The following is a 16,615-nucleotide window of genomic DNA, read 5'->3' as shown; positions in this document are numbered from 1 at the left end:
TTTACGCTCTCAACTGAATTCATCATCAAAAGTGGCAGGTGGCGTTACCGCCGAAAAGTCATCCAGACCGGAAAACAATGAGCTGAAGTCGCTCTCACAAAGCCGTTTCACTGCCGGATGCTGGATCATCCGTTCAGCGAAGATGACGTAATATTCTTCCTTCAGCTCAGTTGCCCGGCCGATCTCAATCACCGGCTGATATTGCAATATGGCGTCCCGGTAAATAGCCGGCGCGACAAAAATGCCCTGATTAAAAAAGCCAAATGCCTTCATCAGCGCCGCATCATCAAACTCACCGAGGATCTGCGGCTTAAGGCCCTGCACTTCCAGCCAGTGACGCAGCTGACGGCCCATGGCGGTACGTCGCCCGGGGATCAACAGTTTTCGTTCTTCCAGACAGGCAGGAAAAGGCTTAACCGGCAGCGGCTCACGGCAATAAAAGCCAATATCGCATTCTCCCAGCTTTTTCGACAAGAGCCCCGCATGTTGCGCCGAGTCTACCGGACAGTCCGACAATATCATATCCAGCTTGTGCTCACTGAGCTGCTCCAGCAACATTTCGTGCGTAGACTCATAGCAACGCAGATGAATAGAGCCATCGTTAGGAATGACCGACAGCAGCACGCGACTTGCCAGCCGCTTGGAAAGGGCATCGGCAATACCGACTTCAAACACCAGATGGTCTTCCTTGCGGTAATTGACGATATCCAGCATCTCATACGACAGGCTGAACATTCGATCCGCATACTGAAATACCAACTGGCCCAGTTCACTGGCTTCCAGCTGACGTCCCTTGCGCTTGAACAGTTTTCCGCCCAGCCGCTCTTCCAGCTGACGGATCTGCCCGGTGACAGTCTGAGGTGTCAGAAACAAGGCCTCTGCTGCCTTGGTAACCGAGCCTTTTTTCTGTGTCATCCAGAAATAATAAAGATGGTTATAATTTAGGTGCGACAACTCGCGGCCTCTCCAAGTTCTAAGCGGGTTTCAGCGTCATGCCTAATCATAGGTCATCATGTCGGTGTAAATCTGTCGCCACTTCGTCGCCACTATCGCCGCTGTAACGGGTTGAGTTCAACAGCACTTTCAAAGTGGTCTGGCGAGAAGTGGGCATACTTCATCGTGTCCTTGATATTGGCATGGCCTAAGATGCGTTGCAGCACCAGAATGTTGCCGCCGTTCATCATGAAGTGACTGGCAAAGGTGTGCCTCAGCACGTGCGTGGCCTGTCCTTCGGGCAGCTCAATCTTGGCCAAATCAAGCAACTTGCTGAATTCATGGTAACACGGCGTGAAGATGGGGCCAGCACGTTTTGGCAGGCGCTCATAAAGCGCGGGAGAGATGGGTACCGTACGGTTTTTGCGGCCCTTGGTGCGCTGATACGTCACCTTGTGCGGGGTAACCTGAGAGCCGGTGAGCCCTTCGGCTTCACGCCAGCGGGCACCGGTGGCCAGGCACAGTTCAACAATCAGCTGTAGATCAGGATTGCCGTATTCAACGGTGGCCTGCAGCAGGCGATCAATCTCGTCGCTTTCCAGAAACCGGACTTCGGATTCATGCAGTGGCAGAACCCTAACGCCATCCAGCGGATTGCCGCCGTTCCACTCGCCTAGGCGGGTAAGCTCGTTGAATACAGCTTTCAGAAACGCCTGTTCCTGGTTGATGGTGCTCGGCTTAACCGCCAGTTTGTTGGTGTTGTAGCCGTTGTGGATCAGGCCGGCAATACGCCGCTGCCGGTAGTGAGCCCAGTCTTTGGCGGTAATGTCGGCCGCCACCGGGTCGCCCATGCCGGCCACAATGATCTGCAGCTTGGCAAAGCGTGCTTGGCTCTTGGCCAGGTTAGACCCGTGCAACCGCTGCCACAGAGTCACCAGTTCGGAAAGCCGGCGCCGGTCCAGCTTGCTGCCTTCCCATGGCTTGCTCTCAGTTTCGCTCAGCACCCAGCGCTCAAAGTTGAGTGCCTCGCCCTTGGTGGCAAACTGCTTGCGCACCCTGGGCACCTTGGGGCGGGCCTTGCTAGGCCGGCCCTCGGGATATACCTCCACCAGCCACTTGCCAGTGGTCATCTTCCTTACCGCCATTGCAACCTGACCCTTACCCCAACAAAAAGGCGGCAGCTAGAAGATGCCATAAGGAACTCAATGCTTTCATAATGCCTTTTCAGTCAGGGGGCCTAGATCTTGCTCCGCGTTCAAATAATGCAATCTTTTCTGAACTTGGCCATAGTGGCCTTCATAGCGTCCAGATGAGTTTTTGCTGAACTGCGGTACTGCTCAAATGTTTTTGAGTCTTCCTTATGTCTCTCCATCTGGTGGAAGAGATAAGCCATTTGACGGATTCGCAGGTTAAATTCACCAACCACACTAACGTAATTCGGTAGCCGAATAGCATCCCCTTGCTTGATAGGGTACTGACTCTCAAAAGTGCGAAGAGCAGGTTCAAGACGAGTGCTCTTCCATGTCATGTAGTTGTCGTAATCCTTATCAATAGATTCATTCATTAGCTTATACAGGCCAATCTCTTCCGCTCCATCCTGCGCCCGCTGGGCAGCCTGGCAGTCTTCGGTGTCTCTAATTTCCAGGGCGAACGCTGGGGCAGCCAGAGCTAATGCAAGGCCGGCAGCAGTGATCATGGTTTTTATCATCGTGCTTCCTTATCGCTTGGCAGCACGGCCACCGCTTTGAATGCAGGCTTCCATGCTGTTATAAGGGGTATAGTTTTTGGTTTTGTGATAATACCGGCCGCCTTTAGGATGGCAGATATTGGTTTTGCTCTTCTTTACCTGTGGCTCAGACGCAAATACAGGATGCGCTGATAAAGTCGTGAACAGCAATAACGCAGATAAGGGAATTCCCTGTTTTATCATTGTGCTCTCCGTGCTCTATGTTGTTTTAGTTTTTATCGTCGTTTTCGCCGGTACTTCCGGTGCTCGACCATGGTGCCAATGATCACCACGTCACACATATCCGAACGGATAGGTGCGTAATCGTCGTTAAGCGGTACCAGCTCGAAGTATTCAACGCCGTCCTGGTTAAAGCCGCGGGGGCGGTACTTTTTGAAAGTAGCTTCGAGGCTGCCGTTTTTGGCGGCCACGTAATCGCCGGGTACCGGCTCAATATCGGGGTCGATGATCACCAGGTCGCCTTCGCCGAACTCGGGGGTCATGGAGTCGCCACTGATGCGCATACCAAACGCGCGTTCACCTACATCATCGTCGGCCTGCACATATTCATAGCTGCCGTCCACGTCCCGAATTTCCCGCACCGCCGTTAACTGCCCGGCCTGCACATAGCTCAGTACTGGGATCTGGTGCACGCCAAGAATTGCAGGTTCAACATTAACAAAGTGATCAGTTTCCGCTTGTACATCCTTTCCCGTCAGAAGCCATTCAACAGTTACACCAAGAGCGGAGGCTAGCTGGTTAAGGTAGCGCCCCTTTGGTTGATTTAGCCCTGACTCCCACTTGCTGACTGATACGCGGGTAATGCCAATTCTTTTGGCTAGCTCCTCCTGCGAAAGATTGAGCTTATGCCTACGGGCTGAGATGCGATCGTTAATGGTTTCCATAAACCTAAGTTACCACCCTTAAGGGAAACCTAAGTTTCGGAATCGCTTGACGCCAACCGACACATAAGTTAACTTCAAAATCACAAACCGAAACTTAAGTAACTAACGGAACCTGAGCGATGAAAAAGGATGATGTCCTAAAGCACTTCGGGGGCGTTATGGCTACTGCCAAAGCGCTCGGCATAAGTCATGCGGCCGTTGGGAAATGGGGCAAAGAAATCCCCCAAGGACGCGCTTACCAGATACAAGTGCTAACCAAAGGGAAACTTAAGGTTACACAGCTGGATAGCAAGTAATTAGGAGCCATACCCATGAAACAACTAAACGTGACTTTCGACACTCCAATATGCACTCCCGATGTGTTTGCTGAACGTGTTGGTATTTCAAAGTGCACCGTAGACCGAATGGTCAAAGACGGCCGCATTCCCATCCTGCCCAAAAAAATCCAGGGCGAGCGCACCCTTATTAATTTAATGGCGCTCAGCCAATCGGCGCTGGATCTCTACCAGCCCCCTAAACCCCGTGGCCCCCGTGGCCGGAGTAAGGCGGCATAACCGCCTTCTTCATCTTTATTAAACCACGCCATGGATGCATCAAAAATGTTGAATATTAATACAGATAAACAATGTGAAAACTTCACTCACTGGAATTCAGCCGTAGCCCGCTTCAAAGACGCTCATAACCAGAGCGACGTGGCGCGCAGCATGGGGATGAAACCACAACTTTGGATAAACAAGTTGGTAGCAAAACATGCTGCAGAGCCCACAGTAAAAAATATCATCGCAGCTGCTCGGGTTACTGGCGACCACACCCTGGTGCACGGCCTGCTGCTGGAGCTGGACATGGCAGGCATTGCCCTGCCCAAGAGCAACCACAAGGCAGACGAACAGGCGCTTACCAGTCAGGCACTGGAGATCACCGCCACCGCCGGCGAACTGGCCCGGGATGCCATTGATGTCCAGCAAAGCGGGCAAGTATGCAAGCAGCGCAGAGATCGCGCCGTAAGCAAAGCCACCGCCATGATGGGCACCTTGGCTTTGTTCGTACACACCATAGAAAGCCGCTTTCACGCTATCCCCGGCATGACCGTTGCTTTCGACACGCTCACCACCAGCGCCGTACCCGGACTTTCTTGAGGAACCACGCCATGACCATTATCAACACCGCCCGCCTGCTGCGGGTTGAAACCCCCGTTTGCACCCCGGCCCTGCGCCCGGAGGTGATTACCCATCGTAACCGTCCCGGATTTATTGAGCGGCAGGACGGCAGCTGGATTGTGCTGCCCATTCAAAACCGCCGCCCCAACAAGCCCAAAGCCCGCCGCCGTTTGTGGAGCTGGTTGGCCGGCCAACTCGGCACCGGAGGTGCGGCATGACCGCCTATAGAGAAATCACCCAGTCAGCCGGCGAGCTGGCTATTAACAACATGCGCGACATGGTCGGATGCACCCGCATTGCCAGCTGGTGGAATGGTTTGACCAAGAGTTCCCGTGAAGGCCTGTGCCGCACCGCAGCTCTCAAGCCGGCGGTGTATTGGAATAAAGCCCTGGAAGAAATGAGCGACGACGAGCGCGAAGCAATACGCCGCGCCGTAGTGGAATTGAAAAGCGCCCTGGCCAGTTTTGCCGCCACCGACCGCAGCGAATGGCTGCATGTGGCCGACTACCCGGGCCAGCGTCATGACGAACCGGCCATGACAGCACAGCAGCAGGCAAAGCGGCAGGAATATTTAGAACAGCAGGCACTGATGATTCAGCGCAAGGCAGAAATGGTAAAGGCCGCTCAGCTGTAACTGAAGCGGCCTTTGGATGTGTGCATCCACGCCAATGAATACCACGGAGTAAATATGACACAAATTAACACGATTAGCCAGGTAGCCAACGGATACCTGAACGAGTTCAACAAACTGGCCCGCCAGAACAAAGCTGCAGGCATGGAGCTGCAAACCGAATGTGCCCTGGAGGCCTTGGCCGAAGTGGCTCACCAGTCCGGATACGACGCCCTTTATGAACAGATAACAGAGCGCAAAAATGCCCTGTGGCTGCATGCCCCCATGGCCTCCATTACTGCCGGAGGTGAGGTATGACTAACATCGTGGAATTTCTCATGGATGAGCTGGTTTACAACGCCAAATTGAAAGAGCGGAATATCGATCAAGCCAAACTCAGCGTTGAGCTGGCTTCCAGCTACAGGCTGGGAGGTAGACGCCAGCAAGCCGCGCAATGTCTGCATTTGGCCGCACACGCTCGCAAGCAAGCTGAAAAGCACGGCGCTGCCATGACTGAGCGTGAACTGTTTCGCCGCTTTTACCGTGCTGCTCGCCTTGATGCTCAAGCCGGCATTGCAGACATAGAGCTGCGCCACATCATCACTGAAGATGCCGTTAACAGCGGCTTTAGCCCCGCAACTGTTCTTCAGATCCGTGCCGCCGCCCTTAATGCCAGCATTAACGCCATGCTGCCCGTGCGTGAACCCAGTAAGCAGAGCGTGGCCATTCAGACCATGGTGTTCACCTTTGGCCGAGTGACCAAGGGGGTGAGTGCATGAAAATGAAAGACCGCAAGCTGAACGCCACCGACCACCTTCGCGCCCATTGGCGGCAGGCCAAGGCCGATTTTTGGCGGCACTGGCGGGAGTGCTTTGAGAAGAAGGCCGACCGGGCCCGGCTGCTGCTGGACCTTGGCACCATTCGCTCTCTCTATTGGCAAGCCCTGGGCCTGAATGCCCTGGCTATTGCCACCACCATCAGCGCCTGGTGGCGCAAAACCGCTCCCGTTCATCAGTTAGGCTCACAGGTACTTTAATGACTCTACATGTTGAAGCGGCCGATGTGGCCGCCTTTTTTGCGCCTGCTAAAGAAGAAAGCGGCCCCCGCGTGGCCGGCACCAAGGTTAACACCGAGCTGTACCAGGCACGTCACGAAAAAGACAACCTGAACTGGGCTACCCAACTGCTGGATGGCATAGAGCAGCATGCCGCCGGCAGCCTGTTCAAGGAATACCAATACAGGCTCAAAAAATATAAACCACGCAGCGCTAACATCTGGCTGCGCAAAATGGTGGAAAAAATACAAGAGCACGCTGCCCGCTTCCCCCTTCCCCTGCGCATGATCGCCAACGAAGCCAGCCGGGCCAACATTGCCCGCGAGTGGGCCAATGCCGTGGTGAACATCATTCTGACCATGACCGAGCAGCACACTAAAAAGGTAAATGCCGAAGAGCTGCTGAATGCAGCCATGGAGCCGGCCCGCAAGTGGGGCATTTCTCCGTTGCTGCCCACCTTCAAAAACGTCTGCCCCATAGAGGGCTTCAGTGATCGTGATCTGGATGTGACCGCCGCTGCCCTCGCCCGCCTGCAGGATGAAGGGTGGTGGGAGCGCCAAATCACCAAAGCCTGGAACCGCTATACAGAGCACGTGGCCATCATTGTGGGCAAGGTGCGTAGGGGCGTAAGCCCTTATGTATCGTACAAAGCAAAACAGGAGCACTGCGAGCGCCGTCGCGCCGGTGCTGCCTGGGTACGGAGCATGTATGCCGTTAATGATGAACTGGGTCTGGAAATTCCGTTGGCCGAGGCAGTGAAGTCCAGCATGGCCAACCCAGAGCTGCGCCGGCTGGAACTGATGATGCGCATGCGTGGTTTTGAGGAGGTAGCCGAAGAGCATGGCCTGGCGGGTGAGTTTTACACCGTAACCGCTCCGTCCCGCTATCACGCCTGGACTGTTACCCGCAAAAAGAAAACCGTGCAGAACCCCCGTTACGACGGCAGCCACCCCCGTGATGCACAGGCTCATTTGTGCCGCCAGTGGGCCAAGGCCCGCGCCAAACTGGCCCGCATGGGCGTGCGCTTTTTTGGCTTTCGCGTGGTTGAGCCTCACCACGACGGCACCCCCCACTGGCACATGCTGCTGTTTGTGCGCCCCGAGCAGCGACGCCTGCTGCGCTGGGTGCTGCGCAAATACGCCTGCGAGCACGACAAAGCTGAGCTGGCCCGCACCTATAAGCCCCGCTTTGACTGGGTGGCCATTGACCCAGCCAAAGGATCCGCCACCGGCTACATTGCCAAATACATCGCCAAGAACATTGACGGCTTCAGCGTTGGCATAGACGAAGAGACCGGCACCGCCGCAGAAGAAACCGCCACCAACGTGGCCGCCTGGGCCAGCCGCTGGAACGTGCGGCAGTTTCAGCAGATTGGCGGCCCGTCAGTTACCGTGTGGCGCGAGCTGCGCCGCCTGCGCGAAGCCACTCAAAACCCTATTCTGGAGCCGGCCCGCAAGGCTGCAGACAACGGCAAGTGGGCCGAATTCGTTAACCTGATGGGCGGCATAGACACCCAACGCAAGGATCATTTTGTTCAACTCAACCACCTGATGAAGTTTGCCGCCAGCAAATACGGCGAAGACGTAAAGAAGCTGCGCGGCCTGCGCACAGTTAACACCGTCATTTGTGTGGACGGCATTCCTTCCGCCGTTCGCCTGGGCCAGGAAGTGGACACTCGGCACCAGGGGTGGACCTTGTCGCGGTCTGGTCTTGGCGAGCGCAGCGAGTTGCCCTTAAGCGGCGACAGCCGCGCCCCTTGGAGTTCTGACAATAAGTGTACGGGGGATCAGATTTTGGCAGAAAAGGATCCCCTCAAGCGTGAGCTGGCCCTGCTCGGCCTGGATGAAACAGACCTGGCACGGCTTCAAACCGGTGCCGTTATCACCATGGACGGTTTATTTATCAGCATTCGCAACGGCTGTTTGAATACCAGCCGCCAGCGCCCGGGCATGAACCCGCCCGGACGGCAGGAACGTGCCGCCGGCTACCGCGCCGAGGCCATGAAGCTGCTGCGCTCAGGCCAGGATCTTGAGCCCTGGCTGGCCAAAATCCCCGAGCAATATCAGCAGCTGGCCCTTGATCAAGCTGCAGCCCTGATAGAGCAGATGGAAGATGAAGCCAACTGGCTGGAAGACGCTGCCCCCAAATACCACGAAGACGACTTTACCAACTGGATGAACGACCTCTACCACGGGAGTGAGCATGAGTAACACCACTCCCGAACAAGAGGCCGCCTGGGCACAGCAAAAAGCCGAATGCCTGGAGCGCACTAACCAATGCCGCCAGTGGCTGAACACCCGCAACCGACCGGCCATAAACAACTGGCTAAACAGCCTGGAGCCGGCAGAACGCGAACGCTGCAAAACCGTATTAAACCGAATGATGGAGAAGGACTGATGAGCATTAACATCCAGATAAACGAAAAATACATCATCACCAGCGACAACCTGCAGTTCATCCTGAACCAGGTAGCAGTGAAGGGCGACAACTCCAATCAGGCCGGTGAAACCTATCTGAAGGCTGTGGGCTACTACCACAGCATAGATCTGCTAGTGAAAGCACTGATGCAGCGTGAACTGCGACAGTCCGACGCCACCACCCTGCAGCAGTGCCAGCAGATCATCGCCGACACCGCAGCCGCCTGCCTGCAGGCCTTCAAGGTTGGCATGAAGCCATTGGCCTTCGTCGGCTTCGACCCTGGCGAAGACATGAGCGAAGAAGAAAGGCACCGAATCGAGAAAGCGCTGGAAGAGTCGCAGCGGCACCTGTTCACTGCAGAAAGCCACCTGGTCCGCATGGGAGTGGCGAAAGGATGAAAGCAATCGACCTGTTCGCCGGCTTCGGCGGCTTCTCGACTGGCGCCAAAATGGCAGGCGTGCCCGTAGTATGGGCCGCCAACCACTGGCCCGACGCTGTGCACTGGCACAGCGTAAACCACCCGGAAACCCAGCACGCTTGTCAGGATCTGCAGCAGGCTAACTGGGCGCAGGTGCCTGCTCACGACCTGCTGCTGGCCAGCCCCTGCTGTCAGGGGCACAGCAAGGCCAGGGGAAAAACCAGCGGCAACCCCGAGCATGATGCCAGCCGCTCTACCGCTTGGGCGGTAGTGTCCGCCGCCGAATACCACAAGCCCGACTTCGCGCTGATTGAGAATGTGCCCGAATTTATGCAGTGGCAGCTTTACACTGCATGGGAAGCGGCCATGAATGCGCTGGGCTACAGTCTGGCACCGCATATTGTAGACGCTGCAGATCTGGGCGTGCCACAGAACCGGGTGCGCCTGTTCTTGGTGGCCAGCCGCTCAAAATCACCGCTCAAACTGAACCTGCCAAAGCTCGACCATGTGGCTGCCAGTTCATTCATTGACTGGGAAGGTGGCCGATGGTCAGCCATCAACAAGCCGGGCCGCGCCGCCGCAACTCTGGAACGGATAGCCAATGGCAGAAAGCAGTACGGCGACCGCTTTGTCATGAGCTACTACGGCAACACTAAGAGCGGCCGTTGCCCCGGGCGACCAATAGGCACTATCACTACCCGTGACCGCTGGGCGGTGATTGACGGCGGCTGCATGCGCATGTTGAGTGCCGACGAGAACTTGGCTGCCATGAGCTTTCCCGACTGGATTCAGCGGCCCAAAAACCACAGGCTCACCGTGCACATGGCCGGTAATGCAGTGGCACCGCTGGCAGCAATGCATCTGATTAACGCCATCAAGGAAGCCGCATGACCCCCACCGACCGCAAACGTAAAAGCCGCGCCGCCGCCAGGGCGGCCGGTATCACCAAAATTGAGGTGATGCTGGGTTCTGCAGAAATAGAGCGGCTGCAGCAGCTGTGTGAAATCCGGGGCGGCGTGCGCGGCCCCTATACCCAAGACGAGTACATCAGCCTGCTGATCCACCGCAACTGGCAGCAACTGCAAAGCCAGCTGGCCAAACTGGGCAACTGCAGCCACTGCAAAAGCCCACTTCCCGGCGGGTGTGATGGCCTGCTAAAAGGTGATGCCCGATGCTGGCACACCGAAAAGTCCAAAAAGCTGGAGCTGTGACATGTCACAAAAGATTAAGTGGTATCTGCTCATGGCCCTGCTTTGCTCCGCCTGTTACCTAACCCCCTATCTGTTGGGAATGGCATTTCCCTACTGGAGTGGGTTGCTGATGTTCTGGGGCGGCATGGTGTATCAATGGGCAGTGAACGCAGGGTGGTAAAACAACCATGCCCTTTCCGTGAACGTGGAAAATAAAGTCAGTTTGATTGTATTGACAATCAAACTGGCGGGCATTATATTTGAACCATGAGTTGAGCAAGACGCCACTCACCGCCCCGGCGGAACCGGGCACCAAGGAGTCAGTCATGAAGATGTACCACAGCACCTCAGTTGAAAATTACCAGTCCATTATCAGTGATGGTTTTCTTTCTGCCCCAGTGTATCTCACGCCGTCAAAAAAGATTGCTGAGGAGTACGGAGCTAATAATTCCCCTGAGTTTGTGATTATCGAGGTGAACGTTGATGAAGCAGGCTTCTGTGCTGATGCAGAGTTTGTAAAAGGCCAAATGGAAGCGGACCAAGCCATTGAAGAAAGCCTTTCTAACGGCTCAGTTTTCATTGATGAGGATGTATCTGTAGCTGGTCACATTGCATCACACTATGAAGACTACGAGGAGGTTGGACTGTGAACGAAAGCAAATTCAAAACCTATATGGCCGCCGCCGAAGCCGTGGGCGGGGACTACGCGACAGGCTACCATCGCGGCCTGCGCCGCCACTACCACGGCGAGCAGTTCGGCACCGAGGCCGAGCACCAGCAGTGGCTGGGACTCGACGGCCACCGCCAAGATATGGGCGACGGCTACCGCGACGGATTTGAAGGAAGACCGCCCCGTGGCTTTCATGGCAACCTGGGCAACCTGCACGCCCAGGGCGAGCTGCCCGCCGATACGCAGATGCAGATCCGGCTGAACAGCCAGCTCAAGGCGAAATTCGTCAAACAGGCCCAGCGCGAGGGTATGAAATTGTCGGCCTGGGTGCTAAAAAACCTGGACGCCGCCTGTGACTAACATCACCAGCAAGGCGGACGTGGACGCCTACCTCAACCACGACCGGATCGAGTGTCTGGAGTGCGGGCAGCGTTACCAGTTTTTGCCGGTACACCTCAAGCGAGCGCACCAGCTCAGCGCCGAGGAATACCGCGAACGACACAACCTGCCCACCGGCACCCCATTGGCCGGGCTGGGCTACCGCCAGGCCCAGCGTGACAAACTCAACCGCATGATCGCCGCCGGCACGCTCACCCATGACCACCTGCCCGCCGCCGTGGAGCAGGCCCGCCGCGCCGGACGTGGCCAGCGCCGGGATTACGATCTGGCCGAGCAGGGCGAGATCGCCAAACGTATCGAGCACCCGCAACTGCCACCCGGGGCCAAACGTGCCAATGGCCGCGACGCCGACCACGCCCGCCAGTACCAGCGTGAGTACCGCGCATTACAGGCCGGAAATATCACTCAGGAGCAGTTGAAGTTCATCAAGGACAATTTTTTCATTCAAGGGATGGACTGGACGGCCCGTCGGCTCGGCATGACCAAACCCGAGCTGGCGGCCATCGTGGAACAAATCGGGCTGAAACAACCAATCAAGATCCGGCGCTGGACACCGCAGGAAGATGAGTTTATTGCCGCGCACCTCGACCAGCACGGCACGGCTTGGGTAGCCCAGCAGCTGGGCCGCACCTACAACGGTGTGAACACGCGGGTCACTACCCTGGGGCTGAAAAAGGGCAGCCGAAAACAGGTGCCACGGCAACCCTGGACGGACGCCGATGATACCAAACTGAAGCAAATGCTGGAGGCGGGCAGTTCCTACGCCGAGGCCGCCAAGGCGCTGGGCCGGTCGCTCAGCGCCACGCGGGCACAGGTGTTCAAAATGGGCTACACCTTCCAGCAGCAGTGGCGGCGTTACACCGACGAGGAATTGAGCACCATCATCACCCTGTTCGGGCAGGGAAAAACAGCCGCGGATATTGCCCGGCACCTGAAACGAGATGCCAACAGCGTCAGGGGGAAAATGATTGAACTCGGGCTGGTAGGGAAAACGCCCCGCTGGTCAGCCGAACAGGAGAAATTTCTGATCGATAATTATGCCAGCCTGGGGGCGGCTGGCTGTGCCGAGGCGCTGGGTCGCACCGTGAACAGCATTCAGGCCAGGGCCGCCCGCCTGGGGCTGCGCCGCCGCTGACCTTTCCGTGACCCCAACACCCAACCACAAAAAAGGGCGCTTATTGCGCCCCTTCCAGTTCATGCCGGCTGGCTACAGCTAAGAAATGACTGCGATCCCGGTATTGCCCTTGTGAATATTTCACCCTGTTATCTATCAGCTGAATCAGGCCATCAGGCAAGCTGACATTAATACGCTTAGGCTTGCCCATAAACTCACTAAGATCTACATCCAGCAGTAACCAACCGTCGCAATGATTGTAATCTTCTAGCTGTCGATAATGGCGTGGTCCCATATCCCTAATGTTGCCGACACTAACTCCATTGCTAACCATTTCCTCAACTACCAGGGCAATCGCCTCAGTAGCCATGGATTTTACTTGCTCTTCACTGTCGGCTGCGCTGAAGCAAGCATAATCATCAATACAAAGCGCAGGCACCACTAGGCCGAGCGCCTCCCCATCATGGGATGGATATTCAACACCGACTGAAAACAACATAAGTACCTCCGCTAAACACCGTGATAAGTCCAAGGAGCGGGGGGATTAAATCCCCGCCGCTTTCTTAATGGACTTGATGGTTCCGACTGGCAGCGACTTCTTTGGGTGCGGTACTGGAAATGTTTTGCCTGTGATTGGTGAAAACCAGATCTCATGGCTTCCCTTCCCTTGCCGTTTAAGTTCGCAGCCGGCGGCCTTCAATTCCTTGATCAGGTCTCCTGATGTCATTTAGTACCTCCTAACCAAGTGATACCATTATACACACCAATACACACAAGTACACACATATACACACTAAATTTTGAAGAAGATAAAAAAGGGCGCTTATCGCGCCCCTTCCAGTTCCCTTAATAAATCTTGTTGTGCCCCCGGTGGCAGTGCCCTTGCCAGGTGAAATGCCATCTGGCTGGTGGTTTTGGCGCTGGGGCTAAGCGAGTGCCGGTAGCCAAAGCTGGCCACCCAGGTGTGGCCGCATTCGGCATCATTGCACTGGCAATACAGCTCGGTGTAATCACGGCTCAGGCGGTTGGTTTTGGTTATCCGGCCTTTGCTGCCACACTCCCTGCAATAAACGCGCATGTGTAATTACCCCTCAAATAAACATGTACCTATCATACCGCATCTGGTATCACACGGCACCAAACCACTGGCTGTTTATCCAGTTATTCCAGCACAAATTCCAAGGCCAGCCGGGCCGGAATATCCGGGTCCGAATTCACTTCATCAGCAATCAGCTCACACAGCGGCAACACCTCGTTGCGGGTGTAAACGGCGTCTGTCTTCTCCGGGTCACCCAGGCCGGCGGCATTGCTCGGGATAATGCCCGCTTGCCCCGGCGGAAACCGGTGCGCCGTGAGCACGTCCTGGGCGCTGATGTTCTTGATGCGGTCAAAGTCGTCCTTGGTGGCAATGTCTCCCACCGGGATTAGCTTCACCCCATCCGGGTTGCCGTTGGGAATGTTTATAAACAGGCTGCGGAAGTTGCCCACCCCTTTGGAGCTTTGAATTTTGGTTTTCAGATCTTCTTCCTGGCTTTCGCTCAGGTTCGGGTCGGTGGCGTAGAAGATAAAGCCCATGTGGGCACCGTTCTGGTAATAGCGCCTCCGGAACAAGGTAGCGTCCCGGTTCAGCAGCGCCGACTGAATTCCGCCCAGGTAATCCGGCAGGCCGTAAATCTGCTGCCGTGGGTCATACTGCGACAGATAGATCACATCGTCCTGCCGGTAATGCAGTTGCTCGTTGTTGGCCCGCAACAGCCGAAAGTCCCCGCTCTGGTGCCGGCGCAGATACATGGACGGCAGCGGATGCAGCCGCACCACCCGGCCCAGGCCGTTACGTATCTTCAAAAAGGCAGCGTCACCGAACTGGATTAGATCATGCACAAAGGCCTGCATTTGCCGGCGCTTGAGCCCGGCCCCGCCCTTAAAGCGGCCAGATACCATATTGCGCCGGGCGTAAATCAGCGCCCCATGGTGGGCGTTGGTGTTGGCGATCTGGGCCAGCCCCTGGCGGCTGATGGGCGTGCTCCAGTAGTCGGCATAATGGTCATAAAACAGTTCGGCGTAATCGGTCAGCCAGCGGTTGGGCTCTATCGCTTCAGGCTCGCCAAAACTAAAGGCGATCAGATCTTTGGATTGGTTGGGTTCGCTCATTTTTGAATAGCCCAGGTTGAAGTGCGTTTGTTCGTGTGGTCCAGCGGCTCATTGATCACCGCATGAGAAATGGCAAAGAAGTCATCGGCGTGGCCGGTGGTGGCGTCCCGTCCGGCCTTAAAGGTCATGGCATTGCCACTGCCAGTGGTGGTGCGCTTGATGGCCATAAAGGCCAGCGGAATATCTTTCAGCAGCCGGTCCCAGCTGATGCGCCCCGCCTCCACCACGTCGATCATTTTCAGCACCAGGCGGTTTTTGCTCTCTACCGAGTAGTGAATGGCATGGGCCTCGCGGGGGAACTTGGTCTTAAGCAAATCGAACACGCCAGCACCGATGCCAGTGATGTCCACACCAATGTAAGTCACCCGATAGCGTTTAAATATCTTGGCGATTTCCGCTACATGGTGCTGAAAGTTCAGGCCTCGCCAGCGGTGCCGCTCCAGCACCCGGAACGGCTCACCGCTGAGCAGCGGCGGGGCCACCACCACCAGGGTGGCGTTATCGCGGGTGCGGCTCGGGTCATAGCCCAGCCACACTTCCCGGGTGCCGAACGGCCGGGCCGCCCGTGGGTCGAAGTCTTCCCATAGTTCGGTGTCGACGCCGCATCCTTCCAGCTGGCCAAACTTGAACACGCTGGCTTCGTCGTCCACGAACTCGCACATGAACAGGTTACGGAATACCTCGTCGGCGTATTCGTCCCGCAGCTCGTCCACATCAATCAGGTTGCAGCCGCTGGCCACGGCATCCTCCACGGTAATGGCATAGCGCCATTGCCGGTCCGGGCATACCCGGCCGCCGTCGCGGTAGTCATCCAGTGTGGGGAATTCCACGTCTTTGCGGCTGTCTTTGCCGTTCTTCCAGTCGTCCCCGGTCCAGAAGCCATAGCCCGGATGGGCCTTGGCCGAGGGCGTGGAGAAATAGGTTTTACGCCAGCGGGTTTGCGTGGCCATGGCCGAGGCCACGTTGGAAAGCTTGGTAAAGCCCGGGATCCAGAAGTATTCGTCTATGTAGACGTTGCCAGACCGGGACTGGGCGCTGTTGGAGTTGGTGGAGAGAAAGTGCAGCTCAGCGCCGTTGCTTAAGATTATCGGGTTGCCCGACAGCTCCACGCTCAGGAACTCCCGGGCAATGTTAATGATGTAGGAGCGGAACACCTCGGCCTGGGCACGGGTGGCCGACAGGAATATCTGATTGCCGCCGGTCAGGGCTGCGTCTTCCAGCGCCTCGCCGGCAAAGTAATAGGTCATGCCAATCTGGCGCGACTTCAATATATTGCGGGTGCGCGGCACCTCCGGATCGTGCATGGCCTCGCGGCAGCGCAGCTGATAGCCAAACAGGGTATCCAGAAACGGCTGAAAGTCTTCCGGCAGCAGCTCGCCCACGTTGTTTTTGGCGGCCTTGCCTTTTTTACCCTTGCCGCCTTTGCTCTGGCCACCACCCTTGCGGCCGCGCCGTGGCTCTGGTGGCTCGTCGCCGGCAGCAATGGCCGCTTCCCGCTCTTTCAGCCCCACTTCCTTTTCGCGCAGCTGCAGCAACTCTTTCTTCAGCCGCACATGCTGGCTGATCAAGCGGTCCAGTTCGTCCAGCTCGGCCTGGCTCTTTTTCTCCCGGTTCAGCAGCAGCTGCACCCGCAAGGCAATGGCATCCTCCAGTTGAATTTCCGACAGCAGTGCATCCCAGGAATATTTCTCCACCCACTGATACACCACCCGCACCGAGTTCAGGCTGAGTTCCTGGGCAATTTCCCTGGGCAGCCAGCGCTTTAAATACAGCCCCTTGGCGGCGTTGCGGATTTCTTCTGAGTAGGCCATTGCGTTCCGTGGTTGTGATGAATGCGGCCATCATACCCACCCGAACACACCTTCTATGC

27 protein-coding genes and 1 pseudogene are annotated in these 16,615 nt (G+C 56.5%); 17 read left to right on the top strand and 11 right to left on the bottom strand.

Going from position 1 to position 16,615, the window contains the following annotated elements; genetic code table 11:
• Window positions 1-9 precede the first annotated feature (9 nt).
• From nhaR to B6S09_RS18755, 6 genes and pseudogenes are all read right to left on the bottom strand, one after another.
• Window positions 10-954: a transcriptional activator NhaR gene (nhaR, locus tag B6S09_RS08875; RefSeq protein WP_094278141.1), complete on the bottom strand. Its 945-nt coding sequence runs from the start codon at window positions 952-954 to the stop codon at window positions 10-12.
• A 92-nt stretch (window positions 955-1,046) separates the two neighbouring features.
• Complete coding sequence (locus B6S09_RS08870) at window positions 1,047-2,078, bottom strand: phage integrase (protein WP_094278140.1); 1,032 nt, start codon at window positions 2,076-2,078, stop codon at window positions 1,047-1,049.
• 110 nt (window positions 2,079-2,188) lie between these two features.
• Window positions 2,189-2,641: a hypothetical protein gene (locus B6S09_RS08865; protein WP_094278139.1), complete on the bottom strand. Its 453-nt coding sequence runs from the start codon at window positions 2,639-2,641 to the stop codon at window positions 2,189-2,191.
• A gap of 9 nt (window positions 2,642-2,650) precedes the next feature.
• The gene (locus B6S09_RS08860) at window positions 2,651-2,863 is read right to left on the bottom strand and encodes a hypothetical protein (protein WP_243832817.1); all 213 of its coding nucleotides are present in this window, start codon (window positions 2,861-2,863) and stop codon (window positions 2,651-2,653) included.
• Window positions 2,864-2,895: 32 nt separating this feature from the next.
• Complete coding sequence (locus B6S09_RS18760; protein ID WP_341802685.1) at window positions 2,896-3,312, bottom strand: LexA family protein; 417 nt, start codon at window positions 3,310-3,312, stop codon at window positions 2,896-2,898.
• A gap of 60 nt (window positions 3,313-3,372) precedes the next feature.
• Window positions 3,373-3,564, bottom strand: a pseudogene (locus B6S09_RS18755) (helix-turn-helix domain-containing protein); the annotation flags it as partial.
• Between the two features lie 119 nt (window positions 3,565-3,683).
• On the opposite strand from B6S09_RS18755, the gene B6S09_RS08850 reads away from it, so the two are divergent.
• The 17 genes from B6S09_RS08850 to B6S09_RS08775 all read left to right on the top strand — a co-directional run bounded on the left by B6S09_RS08850 (window position 3,684) and on the right by B6S09_RS08775 (window position 12,615).
• Window positions 3,684-3,860 carry a Cro/CI family transcriptional regulator gene (locus B6S09_RS08850; protein ID WP_094278137.1) on the top strand — a complete coding sequence of 59 codons (177 nt, stop codon included), beginning with the start codon at window positions 3,684-3,686 and terminating at the stop codon, window positions 3,858-3,860.
• A 15-nt stretch (window positions 3,861-3,875) separates the two neighbouring features.
• Window positions 3,876-4,118, top strand: coding sequence for a MerR family transcriptional regulator (locus tag B6S09_RS08845; protein WP_094278136.1), 243 nt, complete (start codon window positions 3,876-3,878; stop codon window positions 4,116-4,118).
• A 45-nt stretch (window positions 4,119-4,163) separates the two neighbouring features.
• Window positions 4,164-4,700, top strand: coding sequence for a phage regulatory CII family protein (locus B6S09_RS08840; RefSeq protein ID WP_094278135.1), 537 nt, complete (start codon window positions 4,164-4,166; stop codon window positions 4,698-4,700).
• Between the two features lie 11 nt (window positions 4,701-4,711).
• Window positions 4,712-4,939, top strand: a complete 228-nt coding sequence (locus tag B6S09_RS08835) for a hypothetical protein (RefSeq protein ID WP_094278134.1) — start codon at window positions 4,712-4,714, stop codon at window positions 4,937-4,939.
• Window positions 4,936-5,355 carry a hypothetical protein gene (locus B6S09_RS08830; RefSeq protein ID WP_094278133.1) on the top strand — a complete coding sequence of 140 codons (420 nt, stop codon included), beginning with the start codon at window positions 4,936-4,938 and terminating at the stop codon, window positions 5,353-5,355. Before B6S09_RS08835 ends, B6S09_RS08830 begins: the two co-directional genes overlap by 4 nt.
• Before the next feature lie 54 nt (window positions 5,356-5,409).
• Window positions 5,410-5,649, top strand: coding sequence for a hypothetical protein (locus B6S09_RS08825; RefSeq protein ID WP_094278132.1), 240 nt, complete (start codon window positions 5,410-5,412; stop codon window positions 5,647-5,649).
• On the top strand, window positions 5,646-6,110 hold the full coding sequence (locus B6S09_RS18650) for a hypothetical protein (protein WP_243832816.1): 465 nt from the start codon (window positions 5,646-5,648) through the stop codon (window positions 6,108-6,110). Before B6S09_RS08825 ends, B6S09_RS18650 begins: the two co-directional genes overlap by 4 nt.
• Window positions 6,107-6,367 carry a hypothetical protein gene (locus tag B6S09_RS08815; protein WP_094278131.1) on the top strand — a complete coding sequence of 87 codons (261 nt, stop codon included), beginning with the start codon at window positions 6,107-6,109 and terminating at the stop codon, window positions 6,365-6,367. Before B6S09_RS18650 ends, B6S09_RS08815 begins: the two co-directional genes overlap by 4 nt.
• Entirely contained in the window at window positions 6,367-8,595 is a 2,229-nt protein-coding gene (locus tag B6S09_RS08810) for a replication endonuclease (protein ID WP_094278130.1), read from the top strand. Before B6S09_RS08815 ends, B6S09_RS08810 begins: the two co-directional genes overlap by 1 nt.
• Window positions 8,588-8,782 carry a hypothetical protein gene (locus tag B6S09_RS08805; protein WP_094278129.1) on the top strand — a complete coding sequence of 65 codons (195 nt, stop codon included), beginning with the start codon at window positions 8,588-8,590 and terminating at the stop codon, window positions 8,780-8,782. The genes B6S09_RS08810 and B6S09_RS08805 overlap by 8 nt, the downstream gene beginning before the upstream one ends.
• On the top strand, window positions 8,782-9,201 hold the full coding sequence (locus B6S09_RS08800) for a DUF5405 family protein (RefSeq protein WP_094278128.1): 420 nt from the start codon (window positions 8,782-8,784) through the stop codon (window positions 9,199-9,201). The genes B6S09_RS08805 and B6S09_RS08800 overlap by 1 nt, the downstream gene beginning before the upstream one ends.
• The gene (locus tag B6S09_RS08795) at window positions 9,198-10,112 is read left to right on the top strand and encodes a DNA cytosine methyltransferase (RefSeq protein WP_094278127.1); all 915 of its coding nucleotides are present in this window, start codon (window positions 9,198-9,200) and stop codon (window positions 10,110-10,112) included. The genes B6S09_RS08800 and B6S09_RS08795 overlap by 4 nt, the downstream gene beginning before the upstream one ends.
• Window positions 10,109-10,432 carry a hypothetical protein gene (locus B6S09_RS08790; RefSeq protein WP_094278126.1) on the top strand — a complete coding sequence of 108 codons (324 nt, stop codon included), beginning with the start codon at window positions 10,109-10,111 and terminating at the stop codon, window positions 10,430-10,432. Before B6S09_RS08795 ends, B6S09_RS08790 begins: the two co-directional genes overlap by 4 nt.
• A 1-nt stretch (window position 10,433) precedes the next feature.
• Window positions 10,434-10,592 (top strand): hypothetical protein, encoded by a 159-nt coding sequence (locus B6S09_RS18455; RefSeq protein ID WP_166670300.1) that lies wholly within the window; start codon window positions 10,434-10,436, stop codon window positions 10,590-10,592.
• Window positions 10,593-10,737: 145 nt separating this feature from the next.
• Window positions 10,738-11,061, top strand: coding sequence for a hypothetical protein (locus B6S09_RS08785; protein WP_094278125.1), 324 nt, complete (start codon window positions 10,738-10,740; stop codon window positions 11,059-11,061).
• The gene (locus B6S09_RS08780) at window positions 11,058-11,441 is read left to right on the top strand and encodes a hypothetical protein (RefSeq protein ID WP_094278124.1); all 384 of its coding nucleotides are present in this window, start codon (window positions 11,058-11,060) and stop codon (window positions 11,439-11,441) included. The genes B6S09_RS08785 and B6S09_RS08780 overlap by 4 nt, the downstream gene beginning before the upstream one ends.
• Window positions 11,434-12,615: a MucR family transcriptional regulator gene (locus B6S09_RS08775; RefSeq protein WP_094278123.1), complete on the top strand. Its 1,182-nt coding sequence runs from the start codon at window positions 11,434-11,436 to the stop codon at window positions 12,613-12,615. The genes B6S09_RS08780 and B6S09_RS08775 overlap by 8 nt, the downstream gene beginning before the upstream one ends.
• A gap of 40 nt (window positions 12,616-12,655) precedes the next feature.
• Here the strand turns inward: B6S09_RS08775 and B6S09_RS08770 are convergent, their stop codons facing one another.
• From B6S09_RS08770 to B6S09_RS08750, 5 genes are all read right to left on the bottom strand, one after another.
• Window positions 12,656-13,093, bottom strand: coding sequence for a type II toxin-antitoxin system HicB family antitoxin (locus B6S09_RS08770; protein ID WP_094278122.1), 438 nt, complete (start codon window positions 13,091-13,093; stop codon window positions 12,656-12,658).
• A gap of 45 nt (window positions 13,094-13,138) precedes the next feature.
• Window positions 13,139-13,321 (bottom strand): type II toxin-antitoxin system HicA family toxin, encoded by a 183-nt coding sequence (locus tag B6S09_RS08765; protein WP_094278121.1) that lies wholly within the window; start codon window positions 13,319-13,321, stop codon window positions 13,139-13,141.
• A 96-nt stretch (window positions 13,322-13,417) separates the two neighbouring features.
• Entirely contained in the window at window positions 13,418-13,672 is a 255-nt protein-coding gene (locus B6S09_RS08760; protein WP_094278120.1) for an ogr/Delta-like zinc finger family protein, read from the bottom strand.
• 83 nt (window positions 13,673-13,755) lie between these two features.
• Window positions 13,756-14,745, bottom strand: a complete 990-nt coding sequence (locus tag B6S09_RS08755; RefSeq protein WP_094278119.1) for a phage portal protein — start codon at window positions 14,743-14,745, stop codon at window positions 13,756-13,758.
• Window positions 14,742-16,556 carry a terminase large subunit domain-containing protein gene (locus tag B6S09_RS08750; protein ID WP_094278118.1) on the bottom strand — a complete coding sequence of 605 codons (1,815 nt, stop codon included), beginning with the start codon at window positions 16,554-16,556 and terminating at the stop codon, window positions 14,742-14,744. The genes B6S09_RS08755 and B6S09_RS08750 overlap by 4 nt, the downstream gene beginning before the upstream one ends.
• Window positions 16,557-16,615 lie beyond the last annotated feature (59 nt).

This window comes from Oceanimonas baumannii (assembly GCF_002245495.1).
GTDB classification, from domain to species: domain Bacteria; phylum Pseudomonadota; class Gammaproteobacteria; order Enterobacterales; family Aeromonadaceae; genus Oceanimonas; species Oceanimonas baumannii.
The sequence above is the reverse complement of the archived record's forward strand: the minus strand, read 5'-3'. Positions and strand labels throughout refer to the sequence as shown.

Coding starts and splice junctions, on each gene's coding strand:
- B6S09_RS08870 (WP_094278140.1), bottom strand. CDS start 2,078: ATGGCGGTAAGGAAGATGACCACTGGCAAGTGGCTGGTGGAGGTATAT.
- B6S09_RS08865 (WP_094278139.1), bottom strand. CDS start 2,641: ATGATAAAAACCATGATCACTGCTGCCGGCCTTGCATTAGCTCTGGCT.
- B6S09_RS08860 (WP_243832817.1), bottom strand. CDS start 2,863: ATGATAAAACAGGGAATTCCCTTATCTGCGTTATTGCTGTTCACGACT.
- B6S09_RS08850 (WP_094278137.1), top strand. CDS start 3,684: ATGAAAAAGGATGATGTCCTAAAGCACTTCGGGGGCGTTATGGCTACT.
- B6S09_RS08845 (WP_094278136.1), top strand. CDS start 3,876: ATGAAACAACTAAACGTGACTTTCGACACTCCAATATGCACTCCCGAT.
- B6S09_RS08840 (WP_094278135.1), top strand. CDS start 4,164: ATGTTGAATATTAATACAGATAAACAATGTGAAAACTTCACTCACTGG.
- B6S09_RS08835 (WP_094278134.1), top strand. CDS start 4,712: ATGACCATTATCAACACCGCCCGCCTGCTGCGGGTTGAAACCCCCGTT.
- B6S09_RS08830 (WP_094278133.1), top strand. CDS start 4,936: ATGACCGCCTATAGAGAAATCACCCAGTCAGCCGGCGAGCTGGCTATT.
- B6S09_RS08825 (WP_094278132.1), top strand. CDS start 5,410: ATGACACAAATTAACACGATTAGCCAGGTAGCCAACGGATACCTGAAC.
- B6S09_RS18650 (WP_243832816.1), top strand. CDS start 5,646: ATGACTAACATCGTGGAATTTCTCATGGATGAGCTGGTTTACAACGCC.
- B6S09_RS08815 (WP_094278131.1), top strand. CDS start 6,107: ATGAAAATGAAAGACCGCAAGCTGAACGCCACCGACCACCTTCGCGCC.
- B6S09_RS08810 (WP_094278130.1), top strand. CDS start 6,367: ATGACTCTACATGTTGAAGCGGCCGATGTGGCCGCCTTTTTTGCGCCT.
- B6S09_RS08805 (WP_094278129.1), top strand. CDS start 8,588: ATGAGTAACACCACTCCCGAACAAGAGGCCGCCTGGGCACAGCAAAAA.
- B6S09_RS08800 (WP_094278128.1), top strand. CDS start 8,782: ATGAGCATTAACATCCAGATAAACGAAAAATACATCATCACCAGCGAC.
- B6S09_RS08795 (WP_094278127.1), top strand. CDS start 9,198: ATGAAAGCAATCGACCTGTTCGCCGGCTTCGGCGGCTTCTCGACTGGC.
- B6S09_RS08790 (WP_094278126.1), top strand. CDS start 10,109: ATGACCCCCACCGACCGCAAACGTAAAAGCCGCGCCGCCGCCAGGGCG.
- B6S09_RS18455 (WP_166670300.1), top strand. CDS start 10,434: ATGTCACAAAAGATTAAGTGGTATCTGCTCATGGCCCTGCTTTGCTCC.
- B6S09_RS08785 (WP_094278125.1), top strand. CDS start 10,738: ATGAAGATGTACCACAGCACCTCAGTTGAAAATTACCAGTCCATTATC.
- B6S09_RS08770 (WP_094278122.1), bottom strand. CDS start 13,093: ATGTTGTTTTCAGTCGGTGTTGAATATCCATCCCATGATGGGGAGGCG.
- B6S09_RS08765 (WP_094278121.1), bottom strand. CDS start 13,321: ATGACATCAGGAGACCTGATCAAGGAATTGAAGGCCGCCGGCTGCGAA.
- B6S09_RS08760 (WP_094278120.1), bottom strand. CDS start 13,672: ATGCGCGTTTATTGCAGGGAGTGTGGCAGCAAAGGCCGGATAACCAAA.
- B6S09_RS08755 (WP_094278119.1), bottom strand. CDS start 14,745: ATGAGCGAACCCAACCAATCCAAAGATCTGATCGCCTTTAGTTTTGGC.
- B6S09_RS08750 (WP_094278118.1), bottom strand. CDS start 16,556: ATGGCCTACTCAGAAGAAATCCGCAACGCCGCCAAGGGGCTGTATTTA.